The 18,768-nt window shown below is 65.6% G+C and carries 13 protein-coding genes and 1 tRNA gene; 9 read left to right on the top strand and 5 right to left on the bottom strand.

Annotation, left to right across the window (positions count from 1 at the left end):
* Positions 1-4: 4 nt before the first annotated feature.
* The 5 genes from FJ386_07120 to FJ386_07100 all read right to left on the bottom strand — a co-directional run bounded on the left by FJ386_07120 (position 5) and on the right by FJ386_07100 (position 6,037).
* Positions 5-2,167: an AMP-binding protein gene (locus FJ386_07120; GenBank protein MBM3876473.1), complete on the bottom strand. Its 2,163-nt coding sequence runs from the start codon at positions 2,165-2,167 to the stop codon at positions 5-7.
* Positions 2,167-3,459: an MFS transporter gene (locus FJ386_07115; GenBank protein ID MBM3876472.1), complete on the bottom strand. Its 1,293-nt coding sequence runs from the start codon at positions 3,457-3,459 to the stop codon at positions 2,167-2,169. The genes FJ386_07120 and FJ386_07115 overlap by 1 nt, the downstream gene beginning before the upstream one ends.
* Before the next feature lie 123 nt (positions 3,460-3,582).
* Positions 3,583-4,335 (bottom strand): type II secretion system protein, encoded by a 753-nt coding sequence (locus FJ386_07110; GenBank protein MBM3876471.1) that lies wholly within the window; start codon positions 4,333-4,335, stop codon positions 3,583-3,585.
* Between the two features lie 36 nt (positions 4,336-4,371).
* Positions 4,372-5,949 carry a sulfatase gene (locus FJ386_07105; protein MBM3876470.1) on the bottom strand — a complete coding sequence of 526 codons (1,578 nt, stop codon included), beginning with the start codon at positions 5,947-5,949 and terminating at the stop codon, positions 4,372-4,374.
* Between the two features lie 14 nt (positions 5,950-5,963).
* Positions 5,964-6,037, bottom strand: a tRNA-Gln gene (locus tag FJ386_07100).
* Positions 6,038-6,118: 81 nt separating this feature from the next.
* Here FJ386_07100 and FJ386_07095 point away from each other — a divergent pair.
* From FJ386_07095 to FJ386_07055, 9 genes are all read left to right on the top strand, one after another.
* Positions 6,119-6,985, top strand: coding sequence for a methyltransferase (locus FJ386_07095; protein MBM3876469.1), 867 nt, complete (start codon positions 6,119-6,121; stop codon positions 6,983-6,985).
* A gap of 2,684 nt (positions 6,986-9,669) precedes the next feature.
* Positions 9,670-10,824 carry a phosphotransacetylase gene (locus tag FJ386_07090; protein MBM3876468.1) on the top strand — a complete coding sequence of 385 codons (1,155 nt, stop codon included), beginning with the start codon at positions 9,670-9,672 and terminating at the stop codon, positions 10,822-10,824.
* Between the two features lie 12 nt (positions 10,825-10,836).
* Positions 10,837-11,937, top strand: a complete 1,101-nt coding sequence (locus FJ386_07085) for a hypothetical protein (GenBank protein ID MBM3876467.1) — start codon at positions 10,837-10,839, stop codon at positions 11,935-11,937.
* Between the two features lie 76 nt (positions 11,938-12,013).
* Positions 12,014-12,487 carry a thioredoxin-dependent thiol peroxidase gene (locus FJ386_07080; GenBank protein MBM3876466.1) on the top strand — a complete coding sequence of 158 codons (474 nt, stop codon included), beginning with the start codon at positions 12,014-12,016 and terminating at the stop codon, positions 12,485-12,487.
* Positions 12,488-12,607: 120 nt separating this feature from the next.
* On the top strand, positions 12,608-13,099 hold the full coding sequence (locus FJ386_07075) for a redoxin domain-containing protein (GenBank protein ID MBM3876465.1): 492 nt from the start codon (positions 12,608-12,610) through the stop codon (positions 13,097-13,099).
* 210 nt (positions 13,100-13,309) lie between these two features.
* Positions 13,310-14,152 carry a DUF1080 domain-containing protein gene (locus tag FJ386_07070; GenBank protein ID MBM3876464.1) on the top strand — a complete coding sequence of 281 codons (843 nt, stop codon included), beginning with the start codon at positions 13,310-13,312 and terminating at the stop codon, positions 14,150-14,152.
* A gap of 258 nt (positions 14,153-14,410) precedes the next feature.
* Positions 14,411-14,689, top strand: coding sequence for a hypothetical protein (locus FJ386_07065; protein MBM3876463.1), 279 nt, complete (start codon positions 14,411-14,413; stop codon positions 14,687-14,689).
* A gap of 163 nt (positions 14,690-14,852) precedes the next feature.
* On the top strand, positions 14,853-15,722 hold the full coding sequence (locus FJ386_07060) for a hypothetical protein (GenBank protein MBM3876462.1): 870 nt from the start codon (positions 14,853-14,855) through the stop codon (positions 15,720-15,722).
* Positions 15,723-15,792: 70 nt separating this feature from the next.
* Positions 15,793-18,768 (top strand): DUF1549 domain-containing protein (locus FJ386_07055; protein MBM3876461.1); only part of this gene is annotated, 2,976 nt, incomplete at its 3' end.

Genomic DNA, 18,768 nt, shown 5'->3' with positions numbered 1-18,768 from the left:
GGCGTCACATCAGCTTCTGCAACTCGCGATGGTTCACCTTTCCCGTGCCCAGTTTCGGAATTTCCCGGACAACCCTGATCTCTCGCGGGACGCAGAGGTTTGACAGGCCTTTCGCCTTCACCGCTTCGCGGATTTCACCAAGCTGGAGCCGTGATTCGTTTGACACGGCGATGAGCCGCTCGCCCTTGTCTTCGTCCGGCACGGCGATGACGGCCACGGCGCAGCGCAGGCCGTATTGCGGGAACGCGCCGGCCAGCGCGTCCTCGACGGCGGTGAGGCTGACCATTTCGCCGCTGACCTTGGCAAAGCGCTTCATGCGTCCGCGGATGGTGAGCGAGCCGAGCGCGTCCACGCTCACGATGTCGCCGGTGTCATACCAGCCGCCGTGCGATTGGAAGACCGCGTTCGCGTCGGAGTTGATGTAGCCGCGCATGACATTGGGCCCGCTCACGAAGAGCCGCCCCGCTCTCAGCCCGGCCGCCGCGAGCGCAGGGTCGTCGCTCACGCCCTCGACCGGTTCAAGCTTCATTTCCATTCCGGGCAACAGTCGTCCCACGGTTCCCCAACGCGGCGCCAGCGGCGTGTTCAAGCTCACGCACGGCGCGCACTCGGTCGCCCCGTAGCCTTCGAGAATGCGGATGCCGAACTTTTGCGCCCACGTGGTCGCCGTCGCCTCCTGCAGCTTTTCCGCCGCGGCGAACAAGTAGCGCAAGCTGCGAAAGTCGTAGGGATGCGCCTTGCGCGCATAGCCGTTGAGGAAGGTGTTGGTGCTGATGAAGACGGTGCAGTTGGACTCATACACCGCGGCCGGCACCACGCGATAGTGCAGCGGCGACGGATACAGAAACACGTGCATCCCGCGCACGAGCGGCAGGAACGTGCCGACCACGAGCCCGAAGCTGTGGAAGAGCGGCAGGCAGTTGAAGATGCGGTCGCCGTCGTGAAGGTCCGTGATGGCAAGCATCTGGCGGATGTTGGCGAGGATGTTCCGGTGCGAAAGCTCGACGCCCTTCGGCACACCCTCGGAACCGGAAGTGAAGAGCACGACCGCGGCGTCCGCGGGCGAGTGAGAAGCGTCCGGTGCGGGGTGCGGAGTGAAGTAGCTGCGGGCGAGCGCGGCGAGTTTGCCTGCGCTCGTGATGTCGGCGCGGACGTCTTCAAGGTAGATGAGCTCGATGCCGGCTTGCGTGAAGGGCTCGGGCTTGAGCCGCGCGCGCTCGAAGAAGAGCCGCGACGTGACGACTTGCTTCAATCCCGCGAGTTCGCAGCACGTGAGCATCACGGTCGGGCCGGTGGAGAAGTTCAGGATGGCTGGCACTTTGCCGAGGCTCCACAACGCAAGCACCGTGACAGGGAAGCTGTTCACATTCGGCAGCAAGATGCCGACACGCGAAACTGAAGCTCCCCGCTCCACCCGCCCCGCAAGCGCCTTCGACAGGACGCGCACGCCGACCATCAGCTTGCGATACGTCAACTCCGTGCCGCTCGCGTCCTCCATCACCACGTGGTTGGGCACTTGCGACGCGGTCTCGGCCACCGCGGACAGCACGTCGCCTGCTCCGAACGCCATCTCCACACGGAACTGCTGCTCGACCATGCGGTCGCGCAGCCAGGTGGTGAGCGTTTCGCGGGCTTGCGCGGTGCCCACGTGGTCGAGCTTCGGCGGTGTGAGCAACTCGCTGTAATGCGCCGTCACGCGCGGACAGCACTTGGTCCAGCCGGGGTGCCGCGAGAACGGCAGCCGGTGCGCGTCGCGCAAATACGCGGTGATGACCTTCGCGTTCGTCTTGTGCATGAGGAAGCCCGTGCCATCGAACAGCTTCATCAGCGCGCCGGTGAGCGAGAGCCGGCCCTCGGGGAACAGCACGAGCCGGCCGCCGCCCTGCAGGAACTCCGCCATGCGCTTGACGGCGTAAGGCGACGCGGGATCCACGGGGAACGTGTGGCGGTTGACCATGATCGCGCGGTGCAGCGGGCTCACGCGGGACGCGGGCTCGCTCGTGACGAACCGCCAGTCATCGTCGAGACAGACGAACAGCAGCAGCCAGTCGAACCACGAAACGTGGTTGGGCAGCAGCAGCACAGGACCGGGCGACTTGAGCGCGTCGGTATCGTAGGCGCGGAAGCGCAGCAGCAGACGCAACAGCAGGCGGAAGATGAGCTTGATCATGGCCCGTCGTTGCGCCGCCGCCTCGGCGGGCAGGATGGCGGTTGCTTCTCCGGGATTTTCAGCAGCGTCACCGTGACAAACACCAGCGCGGCGAGGCCGAGGAACACCTCAGGCGCGCTCGCGCCGCGGCTGGTGGCGAAAGCGACGAGCCCGCCGCTCAGCGTCATCGCCACGTTCTCCTGGAAATTCTGGCACGCGATGGTCTTGCCGAGCTTCCAGGGATCTCCCTCGGCCTGCAGCGCGGCGTTGAGCGGGATGAGAAACAGGCCCGCGAACAACCCGACCCCGATGAGTCCCGCGACGGCGAGCTTGCGTTGCGTGTGCGCGTCGAGGCCGAGGTGGTTTATGAGTCCGAGCGACGCGATGACCGCGGCGAGCATCCAGCCGTAGCGCTGCGTCCAGCGCAGTTCGCCGACGCGGTGCAACTGCCCCGCGAGCATGCTGCCGATCATGACACCGACGGCGAGCCAGAGTCCGAGCAGCGCGATGTCCGTGTTCACGGTGCGCGAGTCCTTGTAGTTGAGCGTCTCGGCGCCCCACGGGTTGAAGTTCATCTTGAACACCGCGCCGCAAATCCAGAAGACGGCTGTGCCAAGCAGCACGCGCCCGAGCCGCTGCTGCGCGAACAGCCCGCGGAAGTGCCCGAAGAATGCGCCGACGGAATTCTGCCAGCGCACGTCCGGGTTGCTCGGGGTGACGGTCATGCAGGCGTTGAGCACCGCGGCGGTGCCGAACAGCACGAGCAGCACGCCATAGCACGCGACCGGCGGGTAATGGTCGATCATCTTCGCGCCGCCGAGCCCGCCGAGCAGGATGGCCAGCAGCGTCAGCATTTCGACCGTGCCGTTGGCCTTCACGAGCCGCTCGAGGGGGAGGATTTCGGGAAGGATGCCGTATTTGGCCGGCCCGTAGATGCACGCGCCGATGCCGACAATGAAGTAGCCCACGCCCTGCCACGCCATCGCACCGGGCCCGGACGAGAGGCTGGCCATGGCGATGAGCGTGCCGACGAGCTTGATGATGTTTCCGCCGAGCAGCCAGCGGGTCTTTGAGAAGCGGTCGTTCAGATAGCCTGTGAGCGGGGCGCCGAGCACGTAGGGGATGAACAACAGCATCGGATACACCGCGTTTGCGAGCTGGTAGTCGGCCTCCGGAATCTCGCCGCGGACCTTCATGAAAGTGAACTGCCCGAGAATGACCGCGAGCACAAACTGGTCACCGAACGCGCCGAGTGTCTGCGCCGCGAGCAGGAGAGGATAATTGCGTGAACCAGCCATGTGCCGCGGCATTACACGCGAAGCCCGCAATGAACGCAACGCGCCGGAGCATCGAAATTTTTCAGCGCCCGTTCGAGGAAGGGACCTGTCGCGCGGGTGCCGCGTCGCGACCGGAGTCCGGGGGTGGAGGGCGGCCTACGGATTCGCCGGCAGCGCGTTGGTCTTGCGATACTCCGCGTGGCCGTCGAAGAAGTTGTAATTGCGCCCAAAGTTGTGCGGGGGCGGGACGTTCGGTGGCACGTAAAGCGTGGTGCTGCCGCTGTTGGCCGAGCTGTAGTTCACGCCGTCGATGTCGCCGATCATCCAGATGTCCGAGGGCGATGTGACGCTGAGCCCGTTCGCCGCGGTCTGCCCGGCGGCGCGCAATTCGTCGAGCCGTTTCGACGGCGTGAAAGGCAAGCCGCCCGCCGGCAGGTTCGGGTCGCCGAACATCAACCCCGGCAGCGTGCCGGTGGCGGCCAGGCCGCGGTTGTTGAGCAGGAAACAGAGCCGGGTCGGGTTGAGCGTGGAACCGGTGATCACCGACTCCATCGCGCCTCGATTGGCCGGGCAGGTCCACACGGTGTTGTTCGTGTCCGGCGAGCTGAGGTAACGCGAGAAGACATTCGTGCGGTTGCTGATGTAGTTCGTGCTTGGATTGGCGACAGGATGGCGGATGCCGCGGTTGACCGGGCCGAAGAGAAACCCATCGCTGTCATCCACATAAACCATCATTGCCAAGCCGATCTGCTTGAGGTTGTTCAGGCACTTGATGGATTTGCTCTTGTCCTTGGCCTTGGCCAGCGCCGGCAATAACAGCCCGGCAAGGATCGCGATGATCGCGATGACAACGAGAAGTTCGATCAACGTAAACCCGAATCGACGGCACCTTTGAACAGGCGGGAGCATGGATCGTGGATAGCAGTTTCGGTGCGAATTGAAATCCTATTTTCCCGGGGCTTTCCCCTTCGCCTCACCCTTCTTCGCTTTCCCCGCGCCGGGGCGGATGGCGGTTTCCTCCGGATCGGGGTCGGGCACTTTGAGTTCCTTGCGGAGGTGGTCGAGTTCGGCGTGGAGTTCCTTCTGCGTCGCAGCGTAGTCGGGCGCGCCGTAAACGCTCTTCATTTCGCGCGGGTCCTTTTGCAGGTCGAACAGCTCCCAGTAGTTCATGCTCGCCTCGTAGAAGCGCACGAGCTTGTAGCGCCCGGTCACCACGCCGTAGTGGCGCGCGACGCTGTGCGGGCCGGGGAACTCGTAATAATGGTAGTAGAAGCTCTTGCGCCAGTCGGCGGGCGTCTGGCCGCGCAGCACCGGCACGAGGCTGCGGCCCTGGAGGTCCGCAGGCACGGCCACGCCCGCCGCATCGAGGAAGGTGCTGGCGAAGTCGAGATTGCTCACGATGTCGCGATTCACGCCGCCGGGCTTGGTCACGCCCGGCCAGCGCGCGACGAGCGGCGTGCGCAGCGATTCCTCGAAAATCCAGCGCTTGTCGAACCACCCGTGCTCGCCGAGATAGAACCCCTGGTCGCTCGAATAGACCACGAGCGTGTCCTTCGCGAGCCCCTCGTCGTCGAGGAACTTGAGCAGTCGTCCCACGCTCTCGTCCACGGCGAGGATGCACCCGAGGTAATCGTGCATGTAACGCTGGTAGCGCCAGCGGACGAGGTCCCTGCCTGTGAGATTCGCGTTCGTGAAGGCCGCGTTGCGCGGGCCGTAATACTCATTCCACTTCACCCGCTGTTCCTCGTTGAGGCTGCCGGGGGTGGTGAGCTTCGCATCGAGCAGCGTAAATGTTTTCTCGATCGTCATGTCCTGCGCGCGCTCCGCCTTGCCGCGGCCGGAATAATCATCGAACAGCGTCTCCGGCTCGGCAAACTTGCGGTCGCCGTTCCAGCCGAGGTGGCGCAGCGCCGGCGACCACTCGCGATGCGGCGCCTTCTGCTGGCACATCATCACGAACGGACGGGCCTTGTCGCGGTTCTTGAGCCACGCGAGGGCGAGGTCGGTGATGATGTCGGTGGTGTAACCGCTGTGGCGGACCTGCTGGCCCATGCGGTTCATCGGCGGGTTGTAATACACGCCCTGACCCGGGAGGATTTCCCAGTAATCAAACCCCGTCGGATCACTCACGAGATGCCACTTGCCGACGATGGCCGTCTGGTAGCCCGCCGCCTTGAGCAGCTTCGGAAACGTCTGCTGCGCGCCGTCGAAGCGAGAGTTGGTGTTGTTGTAGAATCCGTTCGCATGGCTGTATTTGCCCGTGAGCACCGTCGCGCGGCTCGGCCCGCAAATGGAGTTGGGCACCACCGCGCGGTGGAAGATCATCCCCTCGCGGGCGATGCGGTCGATGTTCGGCGTCTCCACGAGCTTGCGCGGATCGTTGTAGGCGCTGATGGCCTGATACGCGTGGTCATCGGTGAAGATGAACAGGATGTTGGGCTGCCTCGCGGCGAAGGCCGCCGCCGCCGAGAGCCAGGTCGCAACGATGAGAGCCCCGGCGTTTCGAAGTTTGTTTGCGCGCATAGGTCAGTGAAAGCTGGCTGTCCGGCATGGATTCGAACCATGACAAAGGGCTCCAAAGACCCTTGTGCTACCGTTACACCACCGGACAGGCCGCGACGAAAGTAATGCGGCCCCGCGGTGCTGCAAATCGAAAATTGGCCGCGCCGCCGCCGCTTGCTACGTTCCGCGCGTGCCGTCCGCCGAATACCAGATTGTCCAGCTCCGCAATGGCTCGTTCAGCCTGCGATCGCTGGCGGCCGGCGAGACGTTCCATCCCGTGATCGGGCCGGCGGCGGAAGCCGACACGCTTTACGTGCGCCAACTGCGGCTCGTCGAGCGCGTGCGTGAAGCCGCCGGAAGCGAGTTCGTGGTCTGGGATGTCGGGCTCGGCGGCGCGGCGAACGCACTCGCAGCCCTGCACGCGACACAAGCGCTCGACTGCTCGCTGCGCCTTCTCAGCTTCGATCGCACACTGGAGCCGCTTCGCTTCGCGCTCGAAAACTCCGCCGCGCTCGGCTATTTCGCCGGCTACGAAGCGCTCGTGCGTGACCTGCACTCGGCGAACGAGGCGAGTTCCACCCGGGGCACGCAACGCATCCGCTGGACCGCGCTGGTCACGGATTTCCCGACGTTCATCACTGAGTCCCCAATCGGAGCCGATGACGGCCACCCGCCGCCGCATGCGATTCTGTTCGACCCGTTCTCTCCCGCGGCGAATCCCGCAATGTGGACACTGCCGGTGCTTGGCGCCCTCCACGCTTGGCTCGACCCGGCGCGTCCATGCGCGCTCGCGACTTACTCGCGCGCGACAATGATCCGCGTCGCGCTGCTGCTCGCCGGGTTCTTCGTCGGACGGGGACTTGCCACCGGTGAGAAGGAAGAGACGACGCTCGCGGCGAATTCAACCGCGCTGCTGGACGCGCCGCTCGACCGTCGCTGGCTCGACCGCGCGCGACGCTCGGGTGCCGCCGAACCCCTGGCCGGGCCCCATTATCAGCGCGCGCCGCTGCGCGACGAGACTTGGGAGAAACTCCGCGGCCACCCGCAATTCGCTTGAGCCGCGCGACGACATGGCTCTTCGCCGCGACGCTCTGCCTGAGCGCGGCGCTGCTGTTCTGCGTGCAGCCGATGGTGGCGAAGATGCTCGCGCCGCAACTCGGCGGCACGCCCGCGGTGTGGAACACGTGCATGCTGTTCTTCCAAGCCGCGCTGCTGGCCGGCTACGGTTACGCGCACTGGCTCTCGCGATGGCCGGTGAAACCGCAGCTCGCGATCCACTTCGCCCTGCTTGTCGCGGCCGCAGTGCTGCCGATCCAACTGCGCGCGGACACCGAGCCGCCCGCGGAAACCACGCCGGTTTTCTGGCTGCTGGCCACGCTCGCGGCGACGGTCGGGCTTCCGTTCTTCATCGTCGCGAGCACGTCGCCGCTGCTGCAACGGTGGTTCTCCAAGTCCGAAGCGAAGGGCGCGGGCGATCCCTATTTCCTCTACAGCGCGAGCAATGTTGGAAGCCTCGTCGCGCTGGTCGCGTATCCGGCGCTCATCGAGCCGATGCTGCGCATCCGTGAACAGTCGGCGGCATGGTCGGCGGGCTTCGGGGTGCTGGTGGCGATGACGGCGTTGTGCGCTTTGCGGCTCCGAGGGACCGCCAGTGTCCAGACCGGCGTGACAAGCAACGGTGAAACAAGTCAGGCCGATCGAGAGGCCGGCGCTCCGGTCACGGCGAAGCGACGAGCCGCTTGGGTGCTGTTCGCCTTGATCCCGTCGAGCCTGATGCTCGGGGTCACCACGCACATCACCACGGACATCGCAAGCATCCCGCTGCTGTGGGTCATCCCGCTGGCCTTGTATCTGGTCTCGTTCGTATTCGTGTTCGCGCGCCGCGAAGTGCTCCCGCTGCGCGTCGTCAACCAGCTCCTGCCCTACGGCGTGATGTGCCTCGTGTTCCTGCTCTGCACTGAGGCGACGCAGCCCGTGTGGATGCTCCTCGCGCTGCACCTCGCCACGTTCTTCGGCGCCGCGATGGTCTGCCACGGCAAGCTCGCGGCCGACCGGCCCGCGGCGGGGCACCTCACGGAGTATTACCTGTGGATGTCCGTGGGCGGCGTGCTCGGCGGCGGGTTCAACGCGCTGCTCGCGCCCGTGCTGTTCAACGGCATCGTCGAATACCCGCTCGCGCTCGCGCTCGCGTGCATGGTCCGCACACAACCGGAGCTTAAACGCCCGCGAACGCCCCGGCCGCAACTCGATGCGCCGCTCGCGCTCGCGTGCGGCCTGCTGGCGGCGGGACTCGCGCTCGCGGCGGCTCACTTTGGCTGGGAGCCGGCCCGCCTTCGCAACGCCATCGTCTTCGGCGCGCCGGCGATCCTCGGGCTGGCGTTCATGCACCATCCGCGGCGCTTCGCGCTCGCGGTCGCGGCGATCTTTCTTGCAGCGGCCCTGCTCCCGGGCGCGCACGGGCGGCCACTGCATCGCGAGCGGCATTTCTTCGGCGTGACGCGGGTGACGCTGGATGCGACCGGCGCGTTCCACCAAGTCGTGCATGGGAACACGGTGCACGGGCGCCAGTTCATCGCGGCGGACCGGCGCTGCGAGCCGCTTGCGTATTATCACGGCACGGGACCGCTCGGGGATTTGTTTGCGGAAGTCAATTCGCGGCCGGCCGTGCGCGTCGGCGTCATCGGCCTTGGCGCGGGGTCCATGGCCAGCTACTCGCTGCCGGGGCAGGACTGGACGTATTACGAGATCGACCCTGCCGTCATCCGCCTCGCGCGCGGCACAAACTACTTCACCTACCTCTCGGCCTGCGCCCGCGCCCCGGTGCGGATTGTGCCGGGTGATGCCCGGCTTCGCCTGCGAACAGCGGCGGACGGACAGTTCGGATTCCTCGTGCTGGATGCGTTCAGCTCGGACTCAATTCCGCTGCACCTGCTCACGCGCGAGGCGTTCGAGCTTTACGTGCGCAAGCTCGCGCCCGGGGGCTTGCTCGCGGTGCACATCTCGAATCGCTACCTGAATCTCGCGCCGGTGATCGCCGACATCGCCGGTGAACTCAAACTCACGTGCCGCTCCGCAGAGGACATGCAGGATGACCCAGCGAACGGAAAGGAGGAGTCGCACTGGATGCTGCTCGCCCGTGGCGAAGAGGATCTCGGGAAATTGCGCCGCTCCAGCCGCTTCATCCCGATCCCGCCGCAACCTGGCCGGCGAGTGTGGACGGATGACTACTCGGACATTCTCAGCGTGTTCGAATGGAGATGAAGGGGACTTTCAATCGCCGATTGCCGGTTGCCGGCTGTTCAGCGCGCGAGTCACTCACACCTTCCCCTTTTTCTTCGCCGCCTTCGGCTGCGGGTCAGCGGCAACGGTCGAGGCGAATAGATTTCGGGGGATGCTGGCTGCGATCATGGTGCGGGGAGGATTGGGATTGGGATTCGGATTGGGAAACGGTGCGTGGCAGGCAGCGTCAGAACTTTGCGTGGACGACTACGCCGATCCAGCCGAACACGGCCCGGACCGGCGAGAACTCAACCCGCCGGCTGTAGAGCTTGGCCGCCCAGCACAGCGCAGCGGCGATGCACACGCCGAAGACCGACGACCAAATCGCGACCCGCCTGCGAGGCCCATCAGTGCGAAAAGCACAAACTTGTTCTTCCGCACCAGCGCAAGCCCGGGCACGACTGCACCCGCAGGCTTCGCGCCGGGCTGGAGGTCGTCATTCATGCGGATTCGCGCGTGACGATGGCACAAACAGCCCTTGGGCTGAACCGTTTTCTTGGCCGCCCGTTTGCGCTCGGGAAATTGGCCATTGCCGCGAGGGGAAGCGTCGGCTACACAGCGCCCGTGCGTTTCATCGGCGGGGTCATCGAGAAGTTGCAGCGGCACCCGAAGCGGATCGTGTTCCCCGAGGGCACCGAGCCGCGTGTGTTGCAGGCCGCCCGGCAGTTCTACTCGCTGCGGCTCGGCGCGCCGATCCTGCTTGGCGACCGCACGCGCATCAAGGATGCCGCGGAACGCCTCAACGTCCCGCTCGAGGGCGTGCGCATCATCAACCCGGCCGAGAGCGAGGAGCTTGAGAATTTTGCGCGACGCTTCGAGGCGGTCCGTCGGTCGAAGGGCATCCAGGAGCGCGAGGCGGTGGAGGCGATGCTCAAGCCGAACTATTTCGGCTCGATGATGGTGGCGATGCACCAGGCCGACGGGCTCGTGTCGGGCGTGAGTGAATCCGGCGGGAGCGTCCTGCGACCGCTTTTTCAAATCATCCGCGTGGCGCCAAACATCACCACGGCCTCGAGTTGCATGCTGCTCGAAGTCGAGGACACGCGCTTCGGGCATTCCGGCGCGATGATCTTCGCGGACTGCGGCGTCATCCCCGACCCGACGGTGGAGCAACTCGCCGACATCGCGTTCTCGACGGCGCAGCTTGCGCGGCATCTGCTTGGTGTGCGGCCGCGCGTCGCGCTGCTGAGTTTTTCCACGCGCGGCAGCGCGGCGCATCCCTCCGTCGCGAAGGTGCAGGCGGCGACGGCGCTCGTGCAGCAGCACGCGCGCGACCGCGGGCTCGAGGCGGACTTCGACGGCGAGTTGCAGGTGGACGCCGCGCTGGTGCCGGACGTGGCCGAGCGGAAGGTCCCCGAAAGCCCCGTGGCCGGGCGGGCGAACGTGCTGATTTTTCCCAACCTCAATTCCGGCAACATCTCCAGCAAGCTCATCCAGCACATCGCCCGCGCGAATGCCTACGGACAAATCCTGCTCGGCCTCGACCGGCCCGCGGCCGAGGTTTCCCGGGGCGCGAGCGCGCACGACGTGCTCGGCGTGGCGGCGATCGTGGGGCTGCAGGCCATCGCGTACCGGTTGCTCTACCCCGAGGCCGGCACGCGGCTGCCGGGAGAGTGACGTGGCGGTCGCATGTCCCTCCGCAATACCAGCACGCCGCGCGTGTTCATCGCCGCCACGCGGCAGAACGACGGCAAGACGACGACCTCGCTCGGCTTGATGGCGGCGTTGCAAAGGCACCACCGTCGCATCGGCTACATCAAGCCCGTCGGCCAGCGCTTCGTCGAAGTCGCCGAGCACAAGATCGACGAGGACACCGTGCTGATGGACTCGGTTTACAAGCTCAACTGCCCGCTTGCGGACATGAGCCCGATCGCCATCGAGCCGGACTTCACGCGCCGCTACCTGCAAAGCTCCAACTACGACGCGCTCGTCCGGCGCATCCATGACGCCTTCGACCGCGTGGCGTGGGAAAAGGACTTCGTGCTCTGCGAAGGCTCCGGGCACGCCGGCGTCGGCGCGGTGTTCGACCTGTCCAATGCGCGGGTCGCGAAACTCCTCGGCGCGAAGGTCGTAATCGTGTCGCGCGGCGGCATTGGCAAGCCGGTGGACGAGGTCGCGCTCAACCAGGCGCTCTTCGAGAAGGAAGGCGTCGAGATCATCGGCGTGATCGTGAACAAGGTGCTTCCCGACAAGCTCGGCTACGTGGAGGACTTCACGCGGCGCGGGCTCAAGCGCAAGGGGCTTGAACTGCTCGGCGTGCTGCCGCACCTCCCGACGCTCAGCAACCCGACGCTTGCGAGCATCCAGGAGGAGTTGAACGCCGAGCTCCTTTCGGGTGCCGCGCACCGGCAGAACATTGTCGAGGACGTCATTGTCGGCGCGATGGCCGCGCACAACGCGGCGCAGTTTTTCAAGCAGGGTGTGCTGCTCATCACGCCGGGCGATCGCGAAGACATCCTCCTTGCCGCGGCAGCCGCGGCTGCGGATCCGGGCCAACGCGTCGCGGGGATCGTGCTGACCGGAGGGCTGCGGCCGGGACCGTCCACGACCGAGCAGGTGCGCGCGCTCCCCTGCCCCGTGCTGCTGGCGCGCGACGACAGTTACGACACGGCATCGAAGGTCCACGACATGATCGTGAAGACCCGGCCCGACGACACGGAGAAGATCGCGCTCATCCGCGACCTCATCGCCAAGCACGTGGATGTGCAACGGATCCTCAATTCGCTGTGAGCGTTGGAGCGGCGGGATCCACGTTGATGATGCCGCGATTGACGGCCCCGAATCCTGAAACGAGGATGCCGCGGCGATGGCCACCCAGCCTTTGAACCTGCTCAAGCAAGGCGACCCCGCGCCCGGCTTCACAGCGGCGGCGCAAGGCGGCGCAAGCGTTTCACTCGCGGGTTTCCGCGGCAAACCCGTCGTGCTGTTCTTCTATCCGCGCGACGACACGCCGGGGTGAACGACCGAGGCGTGCGCCTTTGCCGCGCTGCATCGCGAGTTCGCGAATCGCGGCGCGGTCGTCCTCGGGGTGAGCGTGGACAGCGTGAAATCCCACGACAAGTTTTCGGCGAAACACAAACTTCCGTTTCCGCTCCTGTCGGATGAGGAGAAGCGCATCGTCACCGCATACCGGGTTTGGGGTGAGAAGTCCTTCATGGGCCGGAAGTATCTGGGCGTTCACCGCGTCACGTATCTCATCGGCGCCGATGGAGTCATCCGCGCCGTGTGGCCGAAGGTGACGCCCGAGGGCCACGCGGCCGAGGTGCTCGCGGCTCTTTGACCCGCCGTGAATCGAGCGGAAAGGCGCGTCCCGGCCGCGGGCAAATCCTCCGTTTGACACTCCCCCGACCCGCCCCTATAACCGCACGCGCGACAGACAAACCCAAACCTGAAACAAACCATGCCCATCTCCGTTGGAACCAAAGCCCCTGATTTCAACCTCAAGTCCAAGTCCGCCTCCGGCCTCGCCGATGTGAAGCTTTCGGACAACTTCGGCAAGAAACACACCGTGTTGCTCTTCTTCCCGCTTGCCTTCACCGGCGTCTGCACGCAGGAGATGTGCGACATCACCGCGGGTCTCGGCCAGTATGCGGGCCTGAATGCCGACGTCATCGCGTGCAGCGTGGACAGCCCGTTCGCGCAGGAAGCGTGGGCGACGCAGAACAAGATCGGAATCAAGATCGTCAGCGACCTCGACAAGAAGACCGCCGCAGCCTACGGCGTGCTTGTCAGCGGCCTCGGCGGGTTGATCCCGGATTTCCCCTCCACCAGCGCGCGCGCGGCGTTCGTCGTGGACAAGGCCGGCGTCGTCCAATACAGCGAGCAGACCGCGACGGTGAAGGATCTGCCCAATTTCGACGCCATCAAGGCGACGCTTTCGAAGCTGCGGTAGGCGCAACTCCCCACTCCATTCGCGACGGGCGGAAGGCAACTTCCGCCCGTCTCGCTTTTTCACCGCGACCGCCGGGCGAAACCCTCACGCCGCCTCGCCTCGTCGCGGGGCTTGCCTTGCCGCGGGACGGATGCTACCGATAGCCCACTTCCGCGGGCACGGCGCAGTCGTCGGCAGTTCGCGGCGCAACCAACAACCCGATTCCTCACCATGAAAACCACCTGCTGGATTTCCCTCGCTCTGGCCGCCACCGCCGCCTCGGCACTCGTCATCGCCGCGCCCCAAGACAAGAAGGTCGAGCGCAAAGGCGTGGGCTACATCAACACGCCATCCATCCCCGGCACCAAGTGGGTCGTGCACGACGGCGACCGCCCGCAACCGCGCATCATCAAGCCCGGCGAGAGCTTCAGCCACCTGGCCAAACCGCCGTCCGACGCCACGGTCCTTTTCGACGGCACCGACCTCAGCCAGTGGACCGGCGGCAAGACCGGCACGCCCGGCTGGAAGGTTGAGAACGGCCACATGGAAGTCGTCGGCGGCACCGGCAGCATCCAGACCAAGGGCAAGTTCGCCGATTTCCAGCTCCACCTCGAATTCGCCACACCCGTCGAGGTGAAGGGCGAGGGCCAGCAGCGGGGCAACAGCGGCGTGCTCTTCAACGGCATCTACGAAGTGCAGGTGCTCGACTCGTTCGGGAACCAAACCTACCCCGACGGCCAGTGCGCCGCGCTCTACGGCCAGTCACCGCCGCTCGTCAACGCGAGCAAAGGCCCCGGCCAGTGGCAGAGCTACGACATCATTTTCGAGTCACCGCGATGGGACGAGAACAAGCAGAATATCAAGAAGGCCGCGGTGACCGTCATCCACAACGGCGTGGTCGTGCATCACCGCCGCGAATACCTCGGCAACACGCCGCACCTGCGCACCGGCAACTACAACTCGCCGCACGCGCCGGAGGTGTTCATCCAGTTGCAGGACCACGGCAATCCGATGCGCTTCCGCAACATCTGGCTCCGCAAGCTCGGCGAATACGACGACAACGCGGGCAAGTAAGTCGGCAGCAAGACCGCCATCTCATCCTCACGGCGGGTTGCCGCCCCTGATGCGACGCGGATTTCCAGCAAACCCCAACCCAAGGACCCCATGAACAAAACCCTGATGACCCTCGCCGCCTGCTTCGCGCTCGCGGGCGCGTCGCGCGCGGCCGAGGCCGCGTGGCTGACCGACCTGCCCAAGGCGCTCGCGCAGGCCAAGGCGGACAAGAAACAAGTGCTCGTGGACTTCACCGGTTCGGACTGGTGAGGCGCGTGCATCAAGTTGAACAAGGACGTCTTCGCCAAGAAGGAGTTCAAGGACTGGGCCAGACAGAAGCTCGTGCTCGTCGAGGTGGATTTCCCCGACAAGAAGAAGCAGACCGAGGCCCAAAACCGGCACAACGTGGAAGTGAAGGACAAATACGAGATCGAAGGCTTCCCCACGCTGCTCGTGCTCGATGCCGACGGCAAGAAGCTCGGCACCATCGTCGGCTACGACGGGAAGGGTGTGAAGTCCGTGATCGCCAAACTTGAGGAGCTGCTCAAGAAGAAGTAGCTCCCGGCGACATCCTGTTCAACAGCGCGGCTGGTTCAGCCGCGCTTTTTTGGGGCCGTCGGCCGAGTTTCGAATTGTCGAAACCGGGGCTGCGGCTATGCTGATCGCCACGATGGCTCTTCGCTTGGCACTCGCCGCGATCTCGTTCCTGGTCGTAGCAGCCATGCCATTCACGGCGAAGTCCGCCGGGGTCTCACATTCCTTCCTCGCGCTCGGCGCCGAGACACGCATCGTGGCGGCGGACGGCGCCGTGGCGTGGAATTATCCGCGCCCGACGCGCGATGGCTTCGTGCTGCCGAACGGCAACATCCTGCTCGCAGTGTCGAGGGGGCGGGACTTCCCCGGCGGCGGCGTGGTCGAGCTCACTCGCGCAGGCGCCACGGTATTCGAATGGAAGGGCACGCAGTCCGAAGTGAACACGGTGCAGGCACTCCCCGGCGGCAACTACATGCTCACGGAGGCCGGGCCGAAACCACGCATCCTCGAGATCAACCGCGAAGGCAAGACGGTCGTCGAGGTGCCGCTGCTCTGCCAGACGACAAACATCCACCTGCAGAGCCGCATGGCGCGCAAGCTCGCCAATGGCAACTACCTCGTGCCGCAACTGCTCGACCGCGTCGTGCGCGAATACACGCCGGAGGGCACCATCGTGTGGGAGTTCAAGACGCCCGACGCACCCAAGGAGAGTTGGCCGTTCACCGCCATCCGCCTCACAGGCGGCAACACGCTCATCACCTGCACGCACGGCAATATGGTCATCGAGGTGGACCGCGAAGGAAAGATCGTGTGGACGTTGGCGAACGACGACCTGCCCGCAAAGCTCCTCAACGACCCGTGCGGCGCGCAACGGCTCCCGAATGGCAACACGGTGATTTGCAGCTACGCCATCGGCGCGAACCGCACCAAGCTCGTCGAGGTCACGCGGGACAAGAAAGTTGTGTGGACCTTCACCGACGAGGGCAAACCCGGCATCCACGAGGTGCAGGTGCTCGAAACGAATGGGAAACCGCTTGAAGGCCCTCCGTTGAAGTAACCGCCGTGAATTCGCCACCTCCTCGCCCGGTCATTCATCCTTGCAACCGCAGCCGACTGACGCCTTCAAAATGACGCGCACCCTCCGCACAACCGCAGCCTTGGCCATCGCCGCGGGCAGCGCGAGCGCCGCCGCGCCCGACACGAAGAGCATCGCGTTCTTCGAGTCCAAAATCCGCCCGGTGCTCGCGGACAAGTGTTACCAGTGCCACAGCACGCAAGCCGAGAAGCTCAAGGGCAAGTTCTTCGCTGACACGCGCGACGGCCTGCGGCGCGGCGGCGAGTCCGGCAAACCCGCGGTCGTGCCGGGCTATCCCGACAAGAGCCTGCTCATCGAGGCGCTGCGGCACTCGCATGAAGACCTCAAGATGCCGCCCAAGGAGAAGTTGAGCGATGCCGTGGTCGCCGACTTCGTGGCGTGGATCAAGATGGGCGCGGCCGACCCGCGCGAGGGCAAAGCACCCGCCGTCGTCTTGAAGAAGAAGGCCGCGACGCCCGAGGAGGGCAAGAACTTCTGGTCGTTCAAGCCGCTCGCGTCCGTGACGCCGCCCATGGTGAAATCAACCACGACCGCCCGCACCCCGGTGGACCAGTTCATTCTAGCGAAGCTCGAGGCCGCGAAGCTTCAGATGAACCCGCCCATCCAGAAGCGGAAGCTCATTCGCCGCGCCTACTTCGACCTGATCGGCCTGCCGCCCAAACCCGAGGACATCGAAGCGTTCGTGAACGACAAATCCCCGCGCGCCTACGAGACGTTGATTGACCGTCTCCTTGACTCGCCTCATCACGGCGAGCGCTGGGGACGCCACTGGCTCGACCTCGCCCGCTTCGGCGAGAGCCACGGCTACGAGCAGGACTACGACCGGCCCTTCGCGTATCACTATCGCGACTTCGTGATTCGTGCGCTCAACGACGACCTGCCCTACGACAAGTTTGTGAAGTGGCAGATCGCCGGCGACGAACTCGCGCCCGACGATCCGGAGGCATGGCTCGCCACGGGCTTCCTCGGGGCCGGCACCCACGCGACGCAGATCACTGCGAACCAGGCCGAAAAGGAGCGTTACGACGAACTCGACGACAAGATTTCCACCATCGGCACCGCGATGCTCGGGCTCACGATCGGCTGCGCGCGCTGTCACGATCACAAATTCGACCCCATCCCGACGGCCGACTACTACCGGCTCCTCTCGACATTCACGACGACGGTCCGCAGCGACCACGACGTGGATTTGAACCCCGCCGAGACACGCCGCTTGCAAGCCGACTTCGACGCGAGGATGAAACCGCTCAAGGCCGCGCGCGAAGCGTTCGAGAAGGCGAAGTTGCCCGCGCGATTCGACGCGTGGCTCGACGGCTCTCCTGCCCTTCCGCAGCCCGCATGGCTCACGCTCGACCTCGAGAAATTCAGCGTCAGCGGCGGCTACTACGGCATCAACAAGTCCACACGCCAGGAGGACGCCTCGTGGGTCGTGAGCATCAGCGCGGGCTCGCCGGACACGATCACGTTCACCGCGAAGACGGCGCTCACGAATCTCACCGCGCTGCGACTGGAGGCGCTCACGCACAGTTCGCTGCCCAACGGCGGCCCCGGCTGGTCAAAGGACGGCGGCTTCAACCTGCAAACGCTCACCGTCACCGCCAAACCGCAGAAAGGCCCCGCGCAACCCGTCACGCTCAAGTTCACGAGGCGCCGCTCGCCCGATGACGCGCAGCCGGGCGCGACGCCGATCCCGTGGCAGGCGAAGTCGAAGCAGAATCGCGACCACCTCGCCGTGTTCGAGACCGACAAGCCGTTTGGCTTCGCGGAGGGCACGGAAATGGCCTTCACGATGAAGTTCCCGACGGGCTTCGACCGCAACCTCATCGGCCGGCTGCGCGTTGGCGTGACACGCGACGCGGGTTCCGCAGCGGACGCGCCCGCGCTCGTGCTCGCGAAGGATTTCGAAGCCGCGCAGTCGGCGTTCGGCGTCGACGCCGCGAAACGATCGGGCGCGCACAAGGAATCGCTCTCGAGGATGTATCGCACCACGGAGCCCGAGTGGCTCACGCTCAACGCCGCGGTGATGGAGCATCTTCGCAACGAGCCGCGCCCCAGGATGGTGAAGGCGCTCGTGTGCAGCGAGGGACTGCCCGCGATCCGGCTTCACACGCAGGGGCCGGATTTCTATGAGAAGACGTTCATGCTCAAGCGCGGCGACCTCGCGCAGAAAGTCGGCGAGGCTCGGCCGAGCTTCCTGCAAGTGCTCATGCGCGCGGCGGAGAACGACAAACGCTGGCTCGCCGATCCTCCGAAGGACTCGCGCACGCCGCGCCGCCGCGCCGCCCTTGCGCACTGGATCACCGACCCCCAGCACGGCGCGGGCAACCTGCTCGCGCGCGTCATCGTGAACCGCTTGTGGCAGCACCATCTCGGGCGCGGCATCGTCGCGACACCGAGCGACTTCGGCGCAACCGGCGCTGCCCCCACGCATCCCGAATTGCTCGACTGGCTCGCGGGCGAACTCATCCGCAACGGCTGGCGGCTCAAGCCGCTTCACAAGCTCATCATGATGAGCGCGGTTTATCAGCAAGACACCGCGACGGATCCGAAGCGTCTAAAGTCCGATCCGGACAACCAGCTTTGGTGGCACCGCCTGCCGCAGCGCCTCGAAGCCGAGATCATCCGCGACAACGTGCTCGCCGTGAGCGGCCGGCTCGACCCGACGATGTTCGGCGCGGGCACGCTCGACGAGGGCATGAAGCGCCGCAGCGTTTACTTCTTCATCAAGCGCAGCAAGCTCATCCCGATGATGGTGCAGTTCGACGCGCCCGACAGCCTGCAGGGGCTCGGCTTGCGCGTGAACACCACCGTCGCCCCGCAGGCGCTCTACATGATGAACAATCCGCACGTGCGCGCCAGCGCGGTGGACTTCGCGAAGAAACTCAAGCCGCTCGCGGAGCAGTCGCCCGAGGACGCCGTGAAGGCCGCCTACGCAACCGCGCTCGGCCGCGCGCCCTCGAAATCGGAACTCGCGGACGCCACGGGCTTCATCCACCTAGCCTGCACA

This window comes from Verrucomicrobiota bacterium, assembly GCA_016871675.1.
GTDB lineage: Bacteria > Verrucomicrobiota > Verrucomicrobiia > Limisphaerales > VHCN01 > VHCN01.
This window is presented reverse-complemented; position numbering and strand designations above follow the sequence as displayed.